The sequence below is a fragment of the Streptomyces sp. PKA51 genome (assembly GCF_057552455.1).
The window spans coordinates 116,266-131,098 of the sequence record NZ_BAAJPZ010000002.1; the positions used below are offsets into that span (position 1 = coordinate 116,266).

The 14,833-nt window shown below is 75.1% G+C and carries 16 protein-coding genes; 9 read left to right on the top strand and 7 right to left on the bottom strand.

What is annotated here, in order from left to right; translation table 11 throughout:
- Positions 1-7: 7 nt before the first annotated feature.
- From AC27L3_RS02940 to AC27L3_RS02955, 4 genes are all read right to left on the bottom strand, one after another.
- A complete protein-coding gene (locus AC27L3_RS02940; protein WP_487232402.1) occupies positions 8-1,306 on the bottom strand; it encodes an ABC transporter substrate-binding protein in 1,299 nt (432 codons plus the stop codon).
- Between the two features lie 305 nt (positions 1,307-1,611).
- The gene (locus AC27L3_RS02945; RefSeq protein WP_487232403.1) at positions 1,612-2,130 is read right to left on the bottom strand and encodes a MepB family protein; all 519 of its coding nucleotides are present in this window, start codon (positions 2,128-2,130) and stop codon (positions 1,612-1,614) included.
- Positions 2,131-2,152: 22 nt separating this feature from the next.
- Positions 2,153-3,064, bottom strand: coding sequence for an SDR family oxidoreductase (locus AC27L3_RS02950; RefSeq protein ID WP_487232404.1), 912 nt, complete (start codon positions 3,062-3,064; stop codon positions 2,153-2,155).
- On the bottom strand, positions 3,061-3,858 hold the full coding sequence (locus AC27L3_RS02955; protein ID WP_487232405.1) for an SDR family oxidoreductase: 798 nt from the start codon (positions 3,856-3,858) through the stop codon (positions 3,061-3,063). The genes AC27L3_RS02950 and AC27L3_RS02955 overlap by 4 nt, the downstream gene beginning before the upstream one ends.
- Positions 3,859-3,943: 85 nt before the next feature.
- Here AC27L3_RS02955 and AC27L3_RS02960 point away from each other — a divergent pair, with 85 nt between their 5' ends.
- From AC27L3_RS02960 to AC27L3_RS02985, 6 genes are read left to right on the top strand one after another with little or no spacing between them, the layout of a single operon-like run.
- A complete protein-coding gene (locus AC27L3_RS02960) occupies positions 3,944-4,705 on the top strand; it encodes an enoyl-CoA hydratase family protein (protein WP_487232406.1) in 762 nt (253 codons plus the stop codon).
- Between the two features lie 14 nt (positions 4,706-4,719).
- The gene (locus AC27L3_RS02965; RefSeq protein ID WP_487232795.1) at positions 4,720-5,568 is read left to right on the top strand and encodes a CoA transferase subunit A; all 849 of its coding nucleotides are present in this window, start codon (positions 4,720-4,722) and stop codon (positions 5,566-5,568) included.
- The gene (locus AC27L3_RS02970; RefSeq protein WP_487232407.1) at positions 5,565-6,329 is read left to right on the top strand and encodes a CoA-transferase subunit beta; all 765 of its coding nucleotides are present in this window, start codon (positions 5,565-5,567) and stop codon (positions 6,327-6,329) included. Before AC27L3_RS02965 ends, AC27L3_RS02970 begins: the two co-directional genes overlap by 4 nt.
- 29 nt (positions 6,330-6,358) lie before the next feature.
- Positions 6,359-7,405, top strand: coding sequence for an NAD(P)H-dependent flavin oxidoreductase (locus AC27L3_RS02975; protein ID WP_487232796.1), 1,047 nt, complete (start codon positions 6,359-6,361; stop codon positions 7,403-7,405).
- Positions 7,406-7,426: 21 nt separating this feature from the next.
- On the top strand, positions 7,427-8,266 hold the full coding sequence (locus tag AC27L3_RS02980) for an SCO6745 family protein (protein WP_487232408.1): 840 nt from the start codon (positions 7,427-7,429) through the stop codon (positions 8,264-8,266).
- A 34-nt stretch (positions 8,267-8,300) separates the two neighbouring features.
- Positions 8,301-8,951, top strand: a complete 651-nt coding sequence (locus AC27L3_RS02985; RefSeq protein ID WP_487232409.1) for an HAD-IA family hydrolase — start codon at positions 8,301-8,303, stop codon at positions 8,949-8,951.
- A gap of 18 nt (positions 8,952-8,969) precedes the next feature.
- Here AC27L3_RS02985 and AC27L3_RS02990 read toward each other — a convergent pair whose 3' ends face one another.
- The 3 genes from AC27L3_RS02990 to AC27L3_RS03000 are packed head-to-tail and all read right to left on the bottom strand — an operon-like array spanning position 8,970 to position 11,584.
- Complete coding sequence (locus AC27L3_RS02990) at positions 8,970-10,127, bottom strand: acetyl-CoA C-acetyltransferase (RefSeq protein WP_487232410.1); 1,158 nt, start codon at positions 10,125-10,127, stop codon at positions 8,970-8,972.
- Between the two features lie 48 nt (positions 10,128-10,175).
- Complete coding sequence (locus AC27L3_RS02995) at positions 10,176-10,778, bottom strand: TetR/AcrR family transcriptional regulator (RefSeq protein WP_487232411.1); 603 nt, start codon at positions 10,776-10,778, stop codon at positions 10,176-10,178.
- Positions 10,779-10,792: 14 nt separating this feature from the next.
- Positions 10,793-11,584 (bottom strand): SDR family oxidoreductase, encoded by a 792-nt coding sequence (locus tag AC27L3_RS03000; protein WP_487232412.1) that lies wholly within the window; start codon positions 11,582-11,584, stop codon positions 10,793-10,795.
- A gap of 87 nt (positions 11,585-11,671) precedes the next feature.
- Here AC27L3_RS03000 and AC27L3_RS03005 point away from each other — a divergent pair, with 87 nt between their 5' ends.
- From AC27L3_RS03005 to AC27L3_RS03015, 3 genes are all read left to right on the top strand, one after another.
- Positions 11,672-12,523, top strand: coding sequence for an enoyl-CoA hydratase (locus AC27L3_RS03005; RefSeq protein WP_487232413.1), 852 nt, complete (start codon positions 11,672-11,674; stop codon positions 12,521-12,523).
- A 114-nt stretch (positions 12,524-12,637) separates the two neighbouring features.
- A complete protein-coding gene (locus tag AC27L3_RS03010; RefSeq protein WP_487232414.1) occupies positions 12,638-13,774 on the top strand; it encodes an acyl-CoA dehydrogenase family protein in 1,137 nt (378 codons plus the stop codon).
- Positions 13,771-14,826, top strand: coding sequence for an acyl-CoA dehydrogenase family protein (locus tag AC27L3_RS03015; RefSeq protein ID WP_487232415.1), 1,056 nt, complete (start codon positions 13,771-13,773; stop codon positions 14,824-14,826). Before AC27L3_RS03010 ends, AC27L3_RS03015 begins: the two co-directional genes overlap by 4 nt.
- Positions 14,827-14,833 lie beyond the last annotated feature (7 nt).

Sequence of the window (14,833 nt, forward strand, 5' to 3'; positions counted from 1 at the left end):
GGCGCGGTCAGTCCCGGCGCAGGAGCTGGTTGCTGCGGGCGACGGCGTCGTCGAGGGCCTGCCGGGGGGACTTGCCGCCCTGGAGGGCCTTGGCGACCTCGTTCTTCAGGACGGTCTTCATCTCGTCGCTCATCACCACGGGCGTGTAGTTGACGGCGCCCTTGAGCATGCGGGCGGAGGCGACGCGGACGCGTCCTTCGTCGGTGCCGTCGTCGCGGGTCCAGTAGGGGCCGTCGAGGGAGCCCTTGGTGCTGGGGAAGACGGCGACGCGGTGCGCGAAGGACTCCTGGTTCCTGCGGTCGGTGACGAAGTGGGCGAAGGCGATGGCGGCGGCCTTGTGCGGGCTGCGCCGGGCGACGGCCAGGCCCATCACGTACATGTTGGGCCGGCCGGTGTTGTTGGGTGCGTCGGTGATGCCGAGGTCGCGGTAGAGGGTGGGCGCGTCCTTCTTGAAGGTCTCGAGGTCGTGGGCGCTGCCGGGATTCATGGCGACTTTGCGTTCCAGGAATTTCTGGCCCGATTTCTCGGGGGTGTTGGTCAGCGCCTGCGGGTCGAGTCCGCCGTGGTCGTAGAGCTGTTTGTAGCGGGTGAGCAGTTCGACGCCCTTGGGTTCGTTGTAGGTGAACTTCGTGGCGTCGGCGTTCATCAGGTGCACGCCGTAGCGGCCGAAGTCCTCGACGGACGGGGTGCCGGCGAGAGTGGCGGTACGGCCGCCGGAGGCGCGGGCCATGGTCTCGGCGGCGGCGAAGAGGTCGTCGTAGGTCTTCGGCGGTTTCTCCGGGTCGAGTCCGGCGTCCTTGAAGAGTTTCTTGTTGTAGAAGAGGGGCCCGGTGTTGAGATACCAGGGGAAGGAGTAGGAACCTCCCAGCCCGGGCAGGGTGTTGCCCTGCCATGCCTCGGGCGTGTACTCGTCCTTGTAACGGGCGGCGGCCTTCTCCTTGTCCAGGTCGACCAGCAGCCCGGCCTTGGCCAGGGGATAGGAGAGATCGGGCGAGACGTTGACGACATCGGGCAGGGTGCCGGCCGCGGCGTCGGCACCGAGCTTGTCGGCATAGTGCTCGGCCGGCTGGTCGAGCCACGTCACCTTCACGTCCGGGTACTGCTTCTCGAAGTCGCGGACGAGACCCTCGAAATAATCCTTGTACTTGGCCCGCAAGTTCCAGGTCTGGAAGGTGATGCGGCCTTCGGGCTTTCCGTCCGCCGGGGTGTCCGCGGCCTCGTCGCCGCCGGTGCCGCAGCCGGTGAGGGCGAGGGCCGCGGCGAGCAGAAGGGCGGTGGCCGCGGTGGTTCTGTGCGGAGCGGGCATGGCCGGCGAGCTCCTTCGGTCGGGCCGGATGGTGCCGGTGGGCCGGGCGGAGACTGCACAAGAATTCGAGCAGCACAAAACCTGCACCCGCGACGGGAGTTGCGTCAATACGGCCGCGGCTTGCCGCCGTGCTTTGCCGGGCCTCGGGGTAGCACGTCGACTGCGGGCCGTCGGTGGCCGATCGCGCAGTTCCCCGCGCCCCTGACGGGGCCCTGCCCCAGCCCACGGCGCCCCATAGGGGCGCGGGGAACTGCGCGACAAGCCACGACGCACCCGCAGAGGGAAGAGTGTCGGGCGCGCACGCCCTACGGGTGGTAGAGGGCGCGGGCGCGCGCCGTGTCGACGGGCTCGTCGAGCGGCAGGAAGTACCGCACCTGCCACGCCTGCGTGGCGTGGGCCTGGCGGTTGGTGGTCGTCACCCACGGCGGGTAGACGCGAAAGCCCCGTTTCCCGCCGGAGCCGTTGCGGGAGACGATGCCGCGCTCGCACAGCACCTCGCGCGGGAGGACGAACTGCCCGAAGCGGCCGCTGTCACGGCTGCTGATCACGAAGAGGTCGATGCCGTCCTCGGCGTCGAAGGGCCGGATCGGGCCCTCCGCGGAGCGCTGCCAGACGGTGACGAACTGGCCCACCTTGGTCGGGGTGGTCCTGGCCACGCGGAACCTGACCGGCAGCCCGTCGATCGTCAGCTCGTGGGCGGCGTACTCGGCGCTCTCCGGTTCGGGCACGGGTCGTGAGCAGGCGAAGCCACTCGGGTCGTACACCAGTGTCTTCGCCGCCAGCAGGTCCTCGTGCAGACCGGCCCACGGCTCGTTCGTCGCCATCGTCCCATCCTGCCATCACGCCTCACGGCGTGCCGTAGACGGGTCCGGGCAGTCGCATGCGGGGCAGCAGGCGGCGCACCGCGCGGCCCGCTTCGGCGGGGGTCCAGCGTTCTCCCTTGTCGGTGGTGGGGCCGGGGTGCCAGCCCTCCATGACGGTGATGCGGCCCGCCTCGGCCTCGAAGACCTGGCCGGTGACGCCGTCGGAGTCCGCCGAGGCCAGCCAGACCACCAGCGGTGAGACGTTGGCGGGGGCCATGGCGTCGAAGCCGCCGTCCGCGGGCGGGGCCATCGTCCCGGCGAAGGGGCCCTCGGTCATGCGGGTGCGGGCGGCGGGGGCCAGGGCGTTGACCTGGACGCCGTAGCGGGCGAGTTCGGCGGCGGCCACCAGGGTCAGGGCGACGACGCCGGCCTTGGCGGCGGCGTAGTTGGCCTGGCCGACGCTGCCGAGCAGGCCGGCGCCGGAGGTGGTGTTGACCACGCGCGCCTGCGGGGTACGGCCGGCCTTGGCCTCGGCGCGCCAGTGCGCCGCGGCGTGGCGCAGAGGCAGGAAGTGGCCTTTGAGGTGGACGCGGACGACGGCGTCCCAGTCGTCCTCGCCGAGGTTGACGAGCATCCGGTCGCGTACGAAGCCGGCGTTGTTGACCAGGGCGTCCAGGCGCCCGTACGTCTCCAGGGCGGCGGCAACGAGGGAGGCCGCGCCGGCCTCGGTGGCGATGTCGCCGGTGTGGGCGACGGCCTCGCCGCCGCGCTGCCGTATCTCCTCGGCGGTGCGCCGTGCCGGGTCCGTACTGGCTCCGGTGCCGGCGGGGTCGGTGCCGAGGTCGCCGACGACGACGCGGGCGCCCTCGGCGGCCAGGGCGAGGGCGTGGGCGCGGCCCAGGCCCCGGCCGGCGCCGGTGACGGCGACGACGCGGCCGTCGCAGATTCCGTTCACTGCTCCGCTCCTTCGGTCGTGGGGGCCTCGCCGGCGGCGGCGAGGAAGGCGGGGCGTTCCCCGCCGCCGTGGACGAGCAGGCTGGCCCCGGTGATGTAGGCGGCGCGGTCGGAGGCGAGGAAGACGGCCGCCTCGCCGATCTCGTCGGGTTCGGCGAGGCGGCCGGCGGGGACGGTGGCGGCGACGGCGGCGAGGCGGGCGGCGTCGCCGTAGTGCAGGTGGGCGGATTCGGTGCGCACGAGGCCGGCGACGATGGTGTTGACGCGAACGGCGGGGGCCCATTCGACGGCCATGGTACGGGCGAGGTTCTCCAGGCCCGCCTTGGCGGCGCCGTAGGCGGCGGTGCCGGGCGAGGGGCGGGTGCCGCTGACGCTGCCGATCATCACCACGCTGCCGCCTTCCGGCTGGCCGGTCATGATGCGCCGGGCGGCGAGGGAAGCGGCGAGCGGGGCGAGGAGGTTGAGTTCGACGATGCGGGCGTGGCGTTCGGCGGGGGCGGCGTCGAGGGGCCGGTGGGGCGTGCCGCCGGCGTTGTTGACCAGGACGTCGAGCCTGCCCGCGAGGGCGGCGACGCCGTCGATGAGGTCGTCGGCGGCCCCGGGGCGGCGCAGGTCGGCGGGCAGGTAGCGGGCGGTGCGGCCGGCGGCCTCGACGGGTGCGGCGGGTGGCCGGCGGGCGCAGACGACGACGTGGGCTCCGGCGCGCAGGAAGGCGCGGGCGATGCCGGCGCCGACGCCGCGGGTGCCGCCGGTGACGAGGGCGACCCGGCCGTGGAGCAAGGGAGTTGTGCTCATTCACGCGCCTCCCCGGGCGACCGGGCGGCTGCTACCGTCGACAGCGACCGGTACACCTAACAAATGTTTGGTGAAAAGGTAGCCCATGGGCATCTCCACCGCACGCCCGGAGCACGGCATCGCCGTCGTGACCGTCGACTTCCCGCCCGTCAACGCCCTGCCCGTCGGCGGCTGGCACGCCCTGGCGGACGCGGTGCGCGCCGCGGGCGCCGAACCGGCCGTCAACTGCGTCGTCCTGGCCGCCGCCGGGCGCGGCTTCAACGCCGGCGTCGACCTCAAGGAACTGCAGCGCCCCGCCGGCCACGCCGCGCTGGTGGCGGTCAACCGCGCCTGCGCGGAGGCGTTCTCCGCCGTCTACGACTGTCCCGTCCCGGTCGTCGCCGCGGTGCACGGCCACTGCCTGGGCGGCGGCATCGGCCTGGCCGGCACCGCGGACGCCCTGGTCGCCTCCGACGACGCCGTCTTCGGCCTGCCCGAGCTGGACCGCGGCGCGCTGGGGGCCGCCACCCACCTGGCGCGGCTCGTCCCTCAGCACCTGATGCGCACCCTTTTCTTCACCTCGCGCACCCTCACCGCCCGCGAGCTGCACGGCCACGGCGCGATCTGGCGGGTGGTGCCGCGCCCGGAACTGGCCGGCGCGGCCCTGGCCCTGGCCCGGGAGATCGCGGCCAAGGACGGCGTGCTGCTGCGCCTGGCCAAGGCCGCGCTCAACGGCATCGACCCCGTGGACGTGCGCCGCAGCTACCGCTACGAACAGGGCTTCACCTTCGAGGCCACGCTCGCGGGCGCCGGCGACCGGCACCGCGACGCCTTCGTCAGCCGGCACCGTGGAAAGGAGCCGTCGTGACCGCCGACAAGACGATGACCGCCGACGAGGCCGTGGCCCGCCTGGCGGACGGCATGACGATCGGCATCGGCGGCTGGGGCTCGCGCCGCAAGCCGATGGCGCTGGTGCGGGCGCTGCTGCGGTCGTCCGTGACGGACCTGACGGTGGTCTCCTTCGGCGGCCCGGACGTCGGGCTGCTGGCGGCCGCCGGCCGCATCCGCCGGCTGGTCACGGCCTTCGTCACCCTCGACTCCATCCCCCTCGAACCGCACTTCCGCGCGGCCCGGCAGCGCGGCGAGCTGGAGATGACCGAGCTGGACGAGGCGATGGTGATGTGGGGGCTGACCGCGGCCGCGCACCGTCTGCCGTTCCTGCCGGTGCGGGCGGGCCTGGGCTCGGACGTGCTGCGGGTCAACCCGCAGCTGCGCACGGTCGTCTCCCCGTACGAGGACGGCGAGGAGCTGGTGGCGGTGCCCGCCCTGGCCCTGGACGCGGCCCTGGTCCACCTCAACCGCGCCGACGCCCGCGGCAACGCCCAGTACCTGGGCCCCGACCCGTACTTCGACGACCTGTTCTGCGAGGCCGCGCGCGAGGCGTACGTCAGCTGCGAACGCGTCGTGGAACCGGCGGAGTTCGCGACGGCCGCGGGCCCGCAGAGCCTGCTGGTCCAGCGGCACTGCGTCACCGGGGTGATCGAGGCGCCGCAGGGCGCCCACTTCACCTCCTGCGTGCCCGACTACGGGCGGGACGAGCACTTCCAGGCCGCGTACGCCCGGGCGGCCGCCGACCCCGCGGCATGGCGCGCGTTCACGGCGCGCTTCCTGTCGGGGGACGAGGAGGAGTACCGGGCCGCGGTCGCCGCCTGCGCACGGGAGGCGGCATGAGCGGCACCGGACCGGCGAGCCGGGCGGAGATCTGCGTGGTGGCGTGCGCGGAGGTCTGGCGCGGCGACGGAGAAGTCCTGGCCGCGCCCATGGGCCTGATCCCCACGATCGCGGCCCGGCTGGCCCGGCTGACCTTCGCCCCCGACCTGCTGCTGACGGACGGGGAGGCGCTGCTGGTCGCCGACGTGCCCGCCGTCGGCGCCCGGGCGCGGGTGGCCGAGGGGTGGTTGCCGTACCGGCGCCACCTGACCCTGGCGATGGGCGGCCGGCGGCACGTGATGATGGGCGCGAGCCAGCTCGACCGCTACGGCAACCAGAACATCAGCTGCATCGGCGACTGGCAGCGGCCGGCCCGGCAGCTGCTGGGCGTGCGCGGGGCACCGGTCAACACGCTCAACCACCCCACCAGTTACTGGATCCCCCGGCACTCCCCGCGCGTGATGGTCGAGCGCGTCGACATGGTCTGCGGCGTCGGCAACGACCGCGCGGCCGCGGCCGGCCCGTCCGCCACGCGCCACCACTGCCTGCGCCGGGTGGTCACCGACCTGGCCGTGCTGGACTTCGCCACGCCCGACGGCCGCCTGCGCGTCCGCTCGCTGCACCCGGACGTCACGCCCGAGGAGGTACGGCAGGCCACCGGATTCCCCCTCGACGTCCCCGCCGGCGCACCGCGCACCCGCGAGCCCACCCCGGCCGAACTGCACCTGATCCGCGAGGTGCTGGACCCGCAGGGGCTGCGGGAGAAGGAGGTGCCCCGGTGAGCGCGCCCGTCCTGCCCATCGCACCCGTCCTGCCCACCGCGCTGACCCGGCTGACCGGTGTCGCCCATCCCCTGGTGCAGACGGGCATGGGCTGGGTGGCCGGTCCCCGCCTCGTGGCGGCCACCGCCGAGGCCGGCGCCCTGGGCATCCTCGGCGGCGCCACCATGTCCCCGGCCGCCCTGCGCGCCGCGGTGCGCGAGGTCGCCGCGCGCACCGGCCGGCCCTTCGGCGTCAACCTGCGCGCGGACGCGGCGGACGCGGCCGAACGCTGCGCGATCCTGGTGCAGGAGGGGGTGAAGGTCGCCTCCTTCGCGCTGGCCCCCGCCCCGCAGCTGATCGCCCGCCTCAAGGACGCCGGGGTGGTGGTCGTGCCCACCGTGGGCAGCCGGCGGCACGCGGAGAAGGTCGCCGCCTGGGGCGCGGACGCCGTCGTGGTGCAGGGCACGGAGGGCGGCGGGCACACCGGGCCGGTGGCCACCGGCGTGCTCCTGCCGCAGGTCGTCGACGCCGTGGACATCCCCGTGATCGCCGCCGGCGGCTTCCACGACGGACGCGGGCTGGCTGCCGCCCTCGCCTACGGCGCCTGCGGCATCGCCATGGGCACCCGCTTCCTGCTCACGGCGGACAGCACCGTGCCGGCGGCCGTCAAGGCCGCCTACCTGGCGGCCGGGGTACGGGACGTCACCGTCACCACCAAGGTCGACGGGCTGCCGCACCGGATGCTGCGCACGCCCTTCGTCACCGGCCTCGAACGGGCCGGGCGCGCGGGGACGTTCGTACGGGCCCTGCGGCACGCGGCCGCCTTCCGGCGGCTGACCGGCATGCGGCGCAGGGAGCTGCTGCGCGACGGGTGGGCCATGAAGCGCTCCCGGGACCTGATGTGGAGCCAGGTGCTGCTGGCGGCGAACGCGCCGATGCTGCTGCGGGCGGCCATGGTGGAGGGCCGGGTGGAGGCCGGGGTGATGGCGGCGGGGCAGGTCGCGGGCGTCATCGACGACCTGCCGAGTGTGGCGGAGCTCGTGGAGCGGGTGATGGCGCAGGCGTGTGCGACTCTGCGAGGCTTGCCCCGACCGTGACCGCACCCCGAAGGAGGCCCCGTGCCGGACGCCCGCTCGCTGTGGCAGCTCCTCGAACCGGTGCACGCGGTGGCCTACTTCGCGCCCGAGGTGCCGGCGGCCTTCCACGAGGCTGGGCTGCGCGGCTGGTGGCGCGCCTACTTCGCCGGCCGCGCCGCCCCGCTGGGCGCCGTCGGGCCGGCCCAGGTGACCGCCTCCTTCTTCGGCTTCGCCCCCGCCACGGTGGCCCGCGCCCTGCCCGCCGTCTGGGAGACGGTGCCCCCGCACACCGCGCTGGAGCTGCGGCGCACGGGCGCCCGCGCCGCGCTGGCCCGCCTGCTGGCCGGGCAGGAGGACGCGGTGGTACGGGCGGCCGGGCTGCTGAGCGCGGTGGTGGACGGACTGGACTGCGCCGGACGCGTCCTGGCCGCCGCCAACGCCGCCCTCGCCGTGCCGGACGAGCCGCTGGAGCGCCTGTGGCACGCGGCGACGGTGCTGCGCGAGCACCGGGGCGACGGCCACGTCGCGGCTCTCGTCGCCGCCGGCCTCGACGGCTGCGAGTGTCTGGTGCTCCGGGCGGGCAGCGACGTGCCCCGCTCCGAACTGCAGCCCTACCGCGGCTGGACGGACGAGGAGTGGCAGGCGGCCGCACGCCGGCTGGCGGCGCGCGGCCTGCTCGACGCGGACGCACGGGTGACGCAGGCGGGACGGGCGCTGCTGGCCGGCGTGGAGGACGCGACGGACCGGGCGGCGGGCCGAGCGCTGGAGGGGGCGCCGGACGCCGAACTGGCGGCGGTCCTCACGCCGCTGGCGCGCGCCTGCACGGCGGCCCTGCGATTCCCGAACCCGATCGGCCTGCCGCGCCTGCCCGCAACGGACTGACCTGCGGATACGCCTGCGGGTACGCTCCCCCATCGTGCACTTTTCGGTTGACGCCCTTTTATTCGACAGTGACGACACGGTGGTCTCGACGCGTCTGGTCTCCCGCGTATGGCGGCAGTGGGCGCGCTCGTACGGCATGAGCCTCGACGAGGTGAAGGCCCGGGTCCCCGTCCACGGCCGGCCCGCCCGGGCGATCATCGCTGAGCTCCTGCCCGGCCCCGAGGTGGCCGGCGCCGTCCGGCGCCTGGAGGAGGCGGAGGTGGCGGACGCGGTGGCCGGCAACGTCACCGCGGTGGCCGGGGCCGCCGAGCTCATCGCCTCGCTGCCCGCGGACCGCTGGGCCGTGGTCACCTCCGGCGCCCGCCGCGTCGCCGAGGCGCGCCTGGCGCACCTGGGGCTGCTGCCCGGGGTGCTCGTCACCGTCGACGACATCACCCACCACAAGCCGCACCCGGAGCCCTTCCTCCTGGCGGCCGAGCGGCTCGGCCTCGATCCGGCCCGCTGCGCCGTCGTCGAGGACTCCCCCGCCGGGCTGGCCTCCGGGCGGGCGGCGGGCATGGCGACCATCGCCCTGACCACCACTCACGCCGCTGAGGACCTCGAAGCGGACGCGACGGTGAACGATCTCACCGGAATCGCCGTGCGCGTCGCGCCGGACGGACGACTGCAGGTCATGACCGGTTGAGGCGCCCGGCTGAGGCGCCTACAGCCGCTCGATGATCGTCACGTTCGCCTGCCCGCCGCCCTCGCACATCGTCTGCAGGCCGTAGCGGCCGCCGGTGCGCTCCAGTTCGTGCAGGAGCGTCGTCATCAGGCGCGCCCCGGTGGCACCCAGCGGGTGGCCCAGGGCGATGGCGCCGCCGTTGACGTTGACGCGCCCGGGGTCGGCGCCCGTCTCCTTCAGCCACGCCAGGACCACCGGCGCGAACGCCTCGTTGACCTCGAAGAGGTCGATGTCGTCGATGCCGAGGCCCGCCCGCTGCAGGGCGCGGGCCGTGGCGGGGATGGGGGCGGTGAGCATGCGCAGGGGGTCCTCGCCCAGGGCGCAGAGGTGGTGGACGCGGGCGCGCGGGGTGAGGCCGTGGTCGCGCACGGCCCGTTCGCTCGCCAGGAGCAGGGCCGCCGCGCCGTCGGAGACCTGCGAGGAGACGGCCGCGGTCAGCCGGCCGCCGGGCACCACGGTGCGCAGGGCGGCCATGGCCGCCGCCGTGGTGTCCCGGCGCGGCCCCTCGTCGGCGCCGACGCCCTCGTACGCGGTGGTCTCGCGGGCGAAGCGCCCCTCGTCGGCGGCCCGCACGGCGCGCCGGTGGGAGCGCAGGGCGTACTCCTCCATCTGCTCGCGGGTGATGCCCCACTGGTCGGCGATCAGCTCCGCACCGTGGAACTGGTTGACGGGCGCCTCGCCGTAGCGGGCGCGCCAGCCGCGGGAGCCGGCGAAGGGGCCCTCGACGAGGCCCAGGGGTTCGGCGGCGCGGTGGAAGGCGTAGCCGATGGGGACCTGCGACATGCTCTGGGTGCCGCCGGCGACGACGAGGTCCTGGGTGCCGGAGAGCACGGCCTGGGCGGCGAAGTGGACGGCCTGCTGGCCGGAGCCGCACTGTCGGTCGACGGTGACGCCGGGGACGTGCTCGGGCAGGCCGGCGGCGAGCCAGGCGGTGCGGGCGATGTCGCCGGCCTGCGGGCCGACGGTGTCCAGGCAGCCGAGGACCACGTCGTCGACGGCGGCCGGGTCGGCCCCGGTGCGCCGCAGGAGTTCGGTGATGACGTGGGCCGCCAGGTCGGCGGGATGGGCGCCGGCGAGGGCCCCGCCCCGCCGTCCGACGGGGGTGCGTACGGCTCCTGCGATGTAGGCCTCGGCCATGACCGTCTCTCCTCACTCGCGCAGGGCGTCTTCCTCACTCGCGCAGGCTCACTCGCGCAGGGCGATGCCCTCCAGGACGATGGACAGGTACTGCTCGGCGATCTCCTCGGGGCCGTGGGTGCCGTCCGGCCGGTACCAGGAGGCGGCGACCCACACGGTGTCGCGCAGGAAGCGGTAGGCGAGCCGGACGTCGAGGTCGGCGCGGAAGGCGTGCTCGGCGACGCCGCGCCGCAGCACCGTCAGCCACATGTGCTCGAAGCGTTCCTGGGAGGCGGCGAGGTAGCCGAAGCGCGGGTGGCCGGCCAGGTGGCGGGCCTCGCGCTGGTAGATGGCGACGGCGGCGCGGTGCCGGTCGATCTCCCGGAAGGACTCGGTGACCAGGGCCCGCAGGGTCTCGCGGGGCGCCAGGCCGGCGGCGAGGACGGCGTCGTAGCCGGCCCACAGCTCGTCGAGGAAGGCGGAGAGGATCTCGTCGAGCATCGACTCCTTGGAGTCGAAGTGGTAGTAGAGGCTGCCGGCGAGGATCCCCGCCTCGTCGGCGATGCGGCGGACGGTGGTGGCGCTGTAGCCGTGCTCGGCGAAGACGGACGCCGCTGTCGCCAGCAGTTCGGTGCGGCGCCCGGGGTGGGGCCTGGGGGTGGTGGTGGGCACGCGGCCATTGTCCGTCACGGGTGACGGCTGCTGACGGAGACGGTCTCGCCGGTCATGTACGAGGAGTAGTCGCTGGCGAGGAAGACGACGACGTTGGCGACCTCCCACGGCTCGGCGGCCCGGCCGAAGGCCTCGCGTGCGGTGAGCTCCTGGAGCAGGGCGGGCGTGGTGACCTTGGCCAGGTGGGGGTGGGCGGCGAGGCTGGGGGCGACGGCGTTGACGCGCACGTGGAAGTCGGCCGCCTCCAGGGCCGCGCAGCGGGTCAGGGCCATGACGCCGGCCTTGGCGGCCGCGTAGTGGGCCTGGCCGCGCTGGGCGCGCCAGCCGGCGACGGAGGCGTTGTTGACGACGACGCCGCCGCGCCCGTGGGCCCGCATCCGGCGCAGGGCGGCGCGGGTGCAGCGGAAGGTGCCGGTCAAGGTGGTCTCCAGGACGCGGTGCCACTGCTCGTCGGTCATGTCGGCCAGCTCGGCGGTGCCGCCGAGCCCGGCGTTGTTGACGAGGACGTCGAGGGGCCCGTGGCGGGCCTCGGCGAGGTCGAGCAGGCCGGCCACCTGGTGCTCGTCGGTGACGTCGCAGGGGGTGCCGGTGACGTGGTCGGCGCCGAACTCGCCGGCGAGCGTGTCCACAGTCTGTGCGAGGCGGCGTTCGTGGACGTCGCCGAGGACGACGTGGGCGCCCTCCTCCAGGAAGCGGCGGGCGGTGGCCCCGCCGATGCCGGTGCCCGCGGCGGCGGTGACGACGGCGGCGCGGCCGGCGAGCAAGCCGTGGCCGGGTACGTAGGACGGCACCTCGACGCTGCTCATGGCCGTACGGTAACCTACCAAACACTTGTTAGGGAAGGACGGTTCATGTCCGCTGACCCAACATCCTTAGAGTCCAAGGCCCCTGACGTGACGTCGGACGAGCCCGTGGTGCGCTACGAGCGGCGGGGCCCCGTGGCCACGGTCACCATGAACCGGCCCGCCTACCGCAACGCCCAGAACTCCGCGATGACCTACGCCCTGGACCGGGCGCTGTACGCGGCGGCCGCCGACGACACCGTCAAGGTGGTCGTCCTGGCGGGCGCCGGGAAGCACTTCTCGGCCGGTCACGACATCGGCACCCCCCAGCGCGACGCCCACCTGCCGCACGCGCGCGTGGCCGGGCTGTGGTGGGACCACGCGGACAAGGCGGGCGCCGAGCAGCGCTTCGCCCGCGAGGCGGAGGTCTACCTGGGCATGTGCCGGCGCTGGCGCGAGCTGCCCAAGCCGCTGATCGCGAGCGTGCAAGGGGCCTGCGTGGCCGGCGGGTTGATGCTGGCCTGGGTGTGCGACCTGATCGTCGCCTCCGACGACGCCTTCTTCGCCGACCCGGTGGTGCGCATGGGCATCCCCGGCGTCGAGTACTTCGCGCACCCGTGGGTGCTGCCGCCGCGCGTCGCCAAGGAGCTGCTGTACACCGGCGACCGGATGGACGCCCGGCGGGCGCACGAGCTGGGCATGGTCAACCGCGTGGTGCCGCGCGCCGAACTCGCCGCCGAGACCCTCCGATTGGCCGAGCGCGTGGCCGCCATGCCCCGCCTGGGGCTCGCGCTCGCCAAGCGCGCCGTGAACCAGGCCGAGGACCTCCAGGGCCTGCACTCCGGCCTGGACGCGGCGTTCGCGCTGCACCACCTCGCCCACGCCCACAACGCCGAGACCTGCGCGGACCCGCTGGCCGGCCTGGACGCCAAGGCCATGGCCCGGGCCGCGAAGGACACCTAGGCCGTGTCCGGCGGATCTTCGTCGGGCGCCACCGCGGCGCCCCTACGGGGCACTGCCTGGTCCGCCGGACAGGCCCTGGAAGGCCCCCTGGAACAACAGCCGGAAGGACCCTGGATGGACCTCGACCTCGCCCCCGAGGACGCCGCGCTGCGCGCCGGGGCCCGCGCCTGGCTCACGGCCCATGTGCCACCGGAGCCCCTGCCGTCGCCGGAGACCGAAGCGGGCTTCGCCGCGCACCGCGCCTGGGAGCGGACGCTGCACGAGGCCGGCTGGTCGGTGGTGTCCTGGCCGCAGGAGTACGGCGGGCGGGGCTGCTCCCTGCTGCAGTGGCTGCTCGTCGAGGAGGAGTACTGGGCGGCCGGCGCGCCCGCCCGGGTCTCGCAGAACGGCACCCAGCTGCTCGCACCGACCCTCTTCGCGCACGGCACGCCCGCGCAGCGGGCGCGGATCCTGCCGGCGATGGCGAGCGGCGACGTGGTGTGGGCGCAGGCGTGGTCGGAACCGGAGGCCGGTTCCGACCTCGCCTCGCTGCGCTCGGCCGCCGTCCGCACCGACGGCGGGTGGCTGCTGCGCGGCCACAAGACCTGGTCGTCGCGGGCCGCGTTCGCCGACCGCGCCTTCGGGCTCTTCCGCAGCCATCCGCGCGCGGGGCGGCCGCACGAGGGCCTGACGTACCTGCTGTTCCCGCTGCGCGCGCCGGGCGTGACGGTGCGGCCCGTCGGCCGCCTGGACGGCAGGCCGGCCTTCGCCGAGATCTTCCTGGACGACGTCTTCGTGCCCGACGAGGACGTGGTGGGCGAGCCCGGTCAGGGCTGGCGGGTGGCCATGAGCACGGCGGGCAGCGAGCGCGGGATCATGCTGCGCAGCCCCGGCCGCTTCGGCGCGGCGGCCCGGCGCCTTGCCGCCCTGTGGCGCGCCCGCGGCAGCGATCCGGCCCTGCGCGAGCGGGTCGCCGACGCACTGATCCGGGCCCGCGCCTACCAGTTGCACGGGTACGCGCAGGCGTCCCGCCCACCGTCGGCGCCCGGTGCGCAGGCCAGCCTGACGAAGGTCTTCTGGTCCGAGCTGGATCTCGCGCTGCACGAGACGGCGCTGGACCTGCTGGGCCCCGAGGGCGAGGTGGCGGGGCAACCGTGGACGGAGGGCTGGCTCTTCGCCCTCGCCGGGCCGATCTACGCCGGTACGAACGAGATCCAGCGCGATGTGATCGCCGAACGGCTGCTGGGACTGCCGAAGGGACGGCGCGGATGAGATTCGCCCTGGACGCCGAGCAGCGGGCCTTCGCGCAGCTGCTGGAGGAGGTCCTGGCCGGGGCGGAGGTGCCCGCCGCCGTACGGGCGTGGGCGCGCGGCGAGCACGGGCCGGGCCGCGGGGTGTGGCGGCGGGCCGCCGACGCGGGGGTGTTCACGCTCGCGGTGCCGCAGGAACACGGGGGTGCGGGCCTGCTGCCCGTCGAGGCGGGCGTGGCCTTCACCGCGCTCGGCCGGTCCTGCGCGCCCGGGCCGCTGGTGGAGACGGTGGCGGCCGCGGTGCTGCTGACCCGTCTGGCGGAGGCGGGCGAGGCGGGCCCGGCGCGCCGGTGGCTGGGCCGGCTGGGTGCGGGTGACGCGGTGCTGACGCTGGCGGCGCCCGGGGCGGGGCCGTCGGCGCTGGACGCGGACGCCGCGGACGCGCTGCTGGTGGTGGAGGGCGACGTGCTGCGGCTCGCCGCGGGCCACGGCCCGGTGCGGGCGTCGGTGGACCCCGCCCGGCGCCTGGCCGCCCCGGACGGCGGCGGCGAGATCCTCGCGACGGGCCGCGCGGTGCGCGAGGCCGCGGCCGAGGCCGCCCTGTGGGCGGCGTACGCGACCGCCGCGCAGGCACTCGGCGTGGGGCTGGCGCTGCTGGACAAGGCGGTGGCGCACGCCCGCCGGCGTACGCAGTTCGGCCGGCCCGTGGGGTCCTTCCAGGCGGTCAAGCACCGGCTGGCCGACACGCTGGTGGGCCTGGAGTTCGCCCGTCCCCTGCTGCACGGGGCCGGCGTGGCGCTGGCCTCGGGTGCGGCGACGGCCGCGGGCGAGGTGGCGGCGGCCAAGGCGGCCGCGGGCGAGGCGGCGTACGCGGCGGCGCGCAGCGCGCTGCAGGTGCACGGGGCGATGGGCTACACCGCCGAGTACGAGCTGTCGCTGTGGTTGGGCAAGGCGCGGGCGCTGCGGACGGCCTGGGGCTCTCCGGAGCACTGCAGAAAGATCGCTCTCGCGGAGTTCTTCGACGAGCCCCTCCATGAGCCCCTCAACTCCTTCCATGATTCATTTCACGAGTAAAACACCT

Bases quoted from the DNA above. Each gene is read 5' to 3' on its own strand.
- AC27L3_RS03000 (WP_487232412.1), bottom strand. From the start codon at position 11,584: ATGAGCAGCGTCGAGGTGCCGTCCTACGTACCCGGCCACGGCTTGCTC.
- AC27L3_RS02955 (WP_487232405.1), bottom strand. From the start codon at position 3,858: ATGAGCACAACTCCCTTGCTCCACGGCCGGGTCGCCCTCGTCACCGGC.
- AC27L3_RS02970 (WP_487232407.1), top strand. From the start codon at position 5,565: ATGAGCGGCACCGGACCGGCGAGCCGGGCGGAGATCTGCGTGGTGGCG.
- AC27L3_RS02945 (WP_487232403.1), bottom strand. From the start codon at position 2,130: ATGGCGACGAACGAGCCGTGGGCCGGTCTGCACGAGGACCTGCTGGCG.
- AC27L3_RS03015 (WP_487232415.1), top strand. From the start codon at position 13,771: ATGAGATTCGCCCTGGACGCCGAGCAGCGGGCCTTCGCGCAGCTGCTG.
- AC27L3_RS03010 (WP_487232414.1), top strand. From the start codon at position 12,638: ATGGACCTCGACCTCGCCCCCGAGGACGCCGCGCTGCGCGCCGGGGCC.
- AC27L3_RS02960 (WP_487232406.1), top strand. From the start codon at position 3,944: ATGGGCATCTCCACCGCACGCCCGGAGCACGGCATCGCCGTCGTGACC.
- AC27L3_RS02965 (WP_487232795.1), top strand. From the start codon at position 4,720: ATGACCGCCGACGAGGCCGTGGCCCGCCTGGCGGACGGCATGACGATC.
- AC27L3_RS02990 (WP_487232410.1), bottom strand. From the start codon at position 10,127: ATGGCCGAGGCCTACATCGCAGGAGCCGTACGCACCCCCGTCGGACGG.
- AC27L3_RS02940 (WP_487232402.1), bottom strand. From the start codon at position 1,306: ATGCCCGCTCCGCACAGAACCACCGCGGCCACCGCCCTTCTGCTCGCC.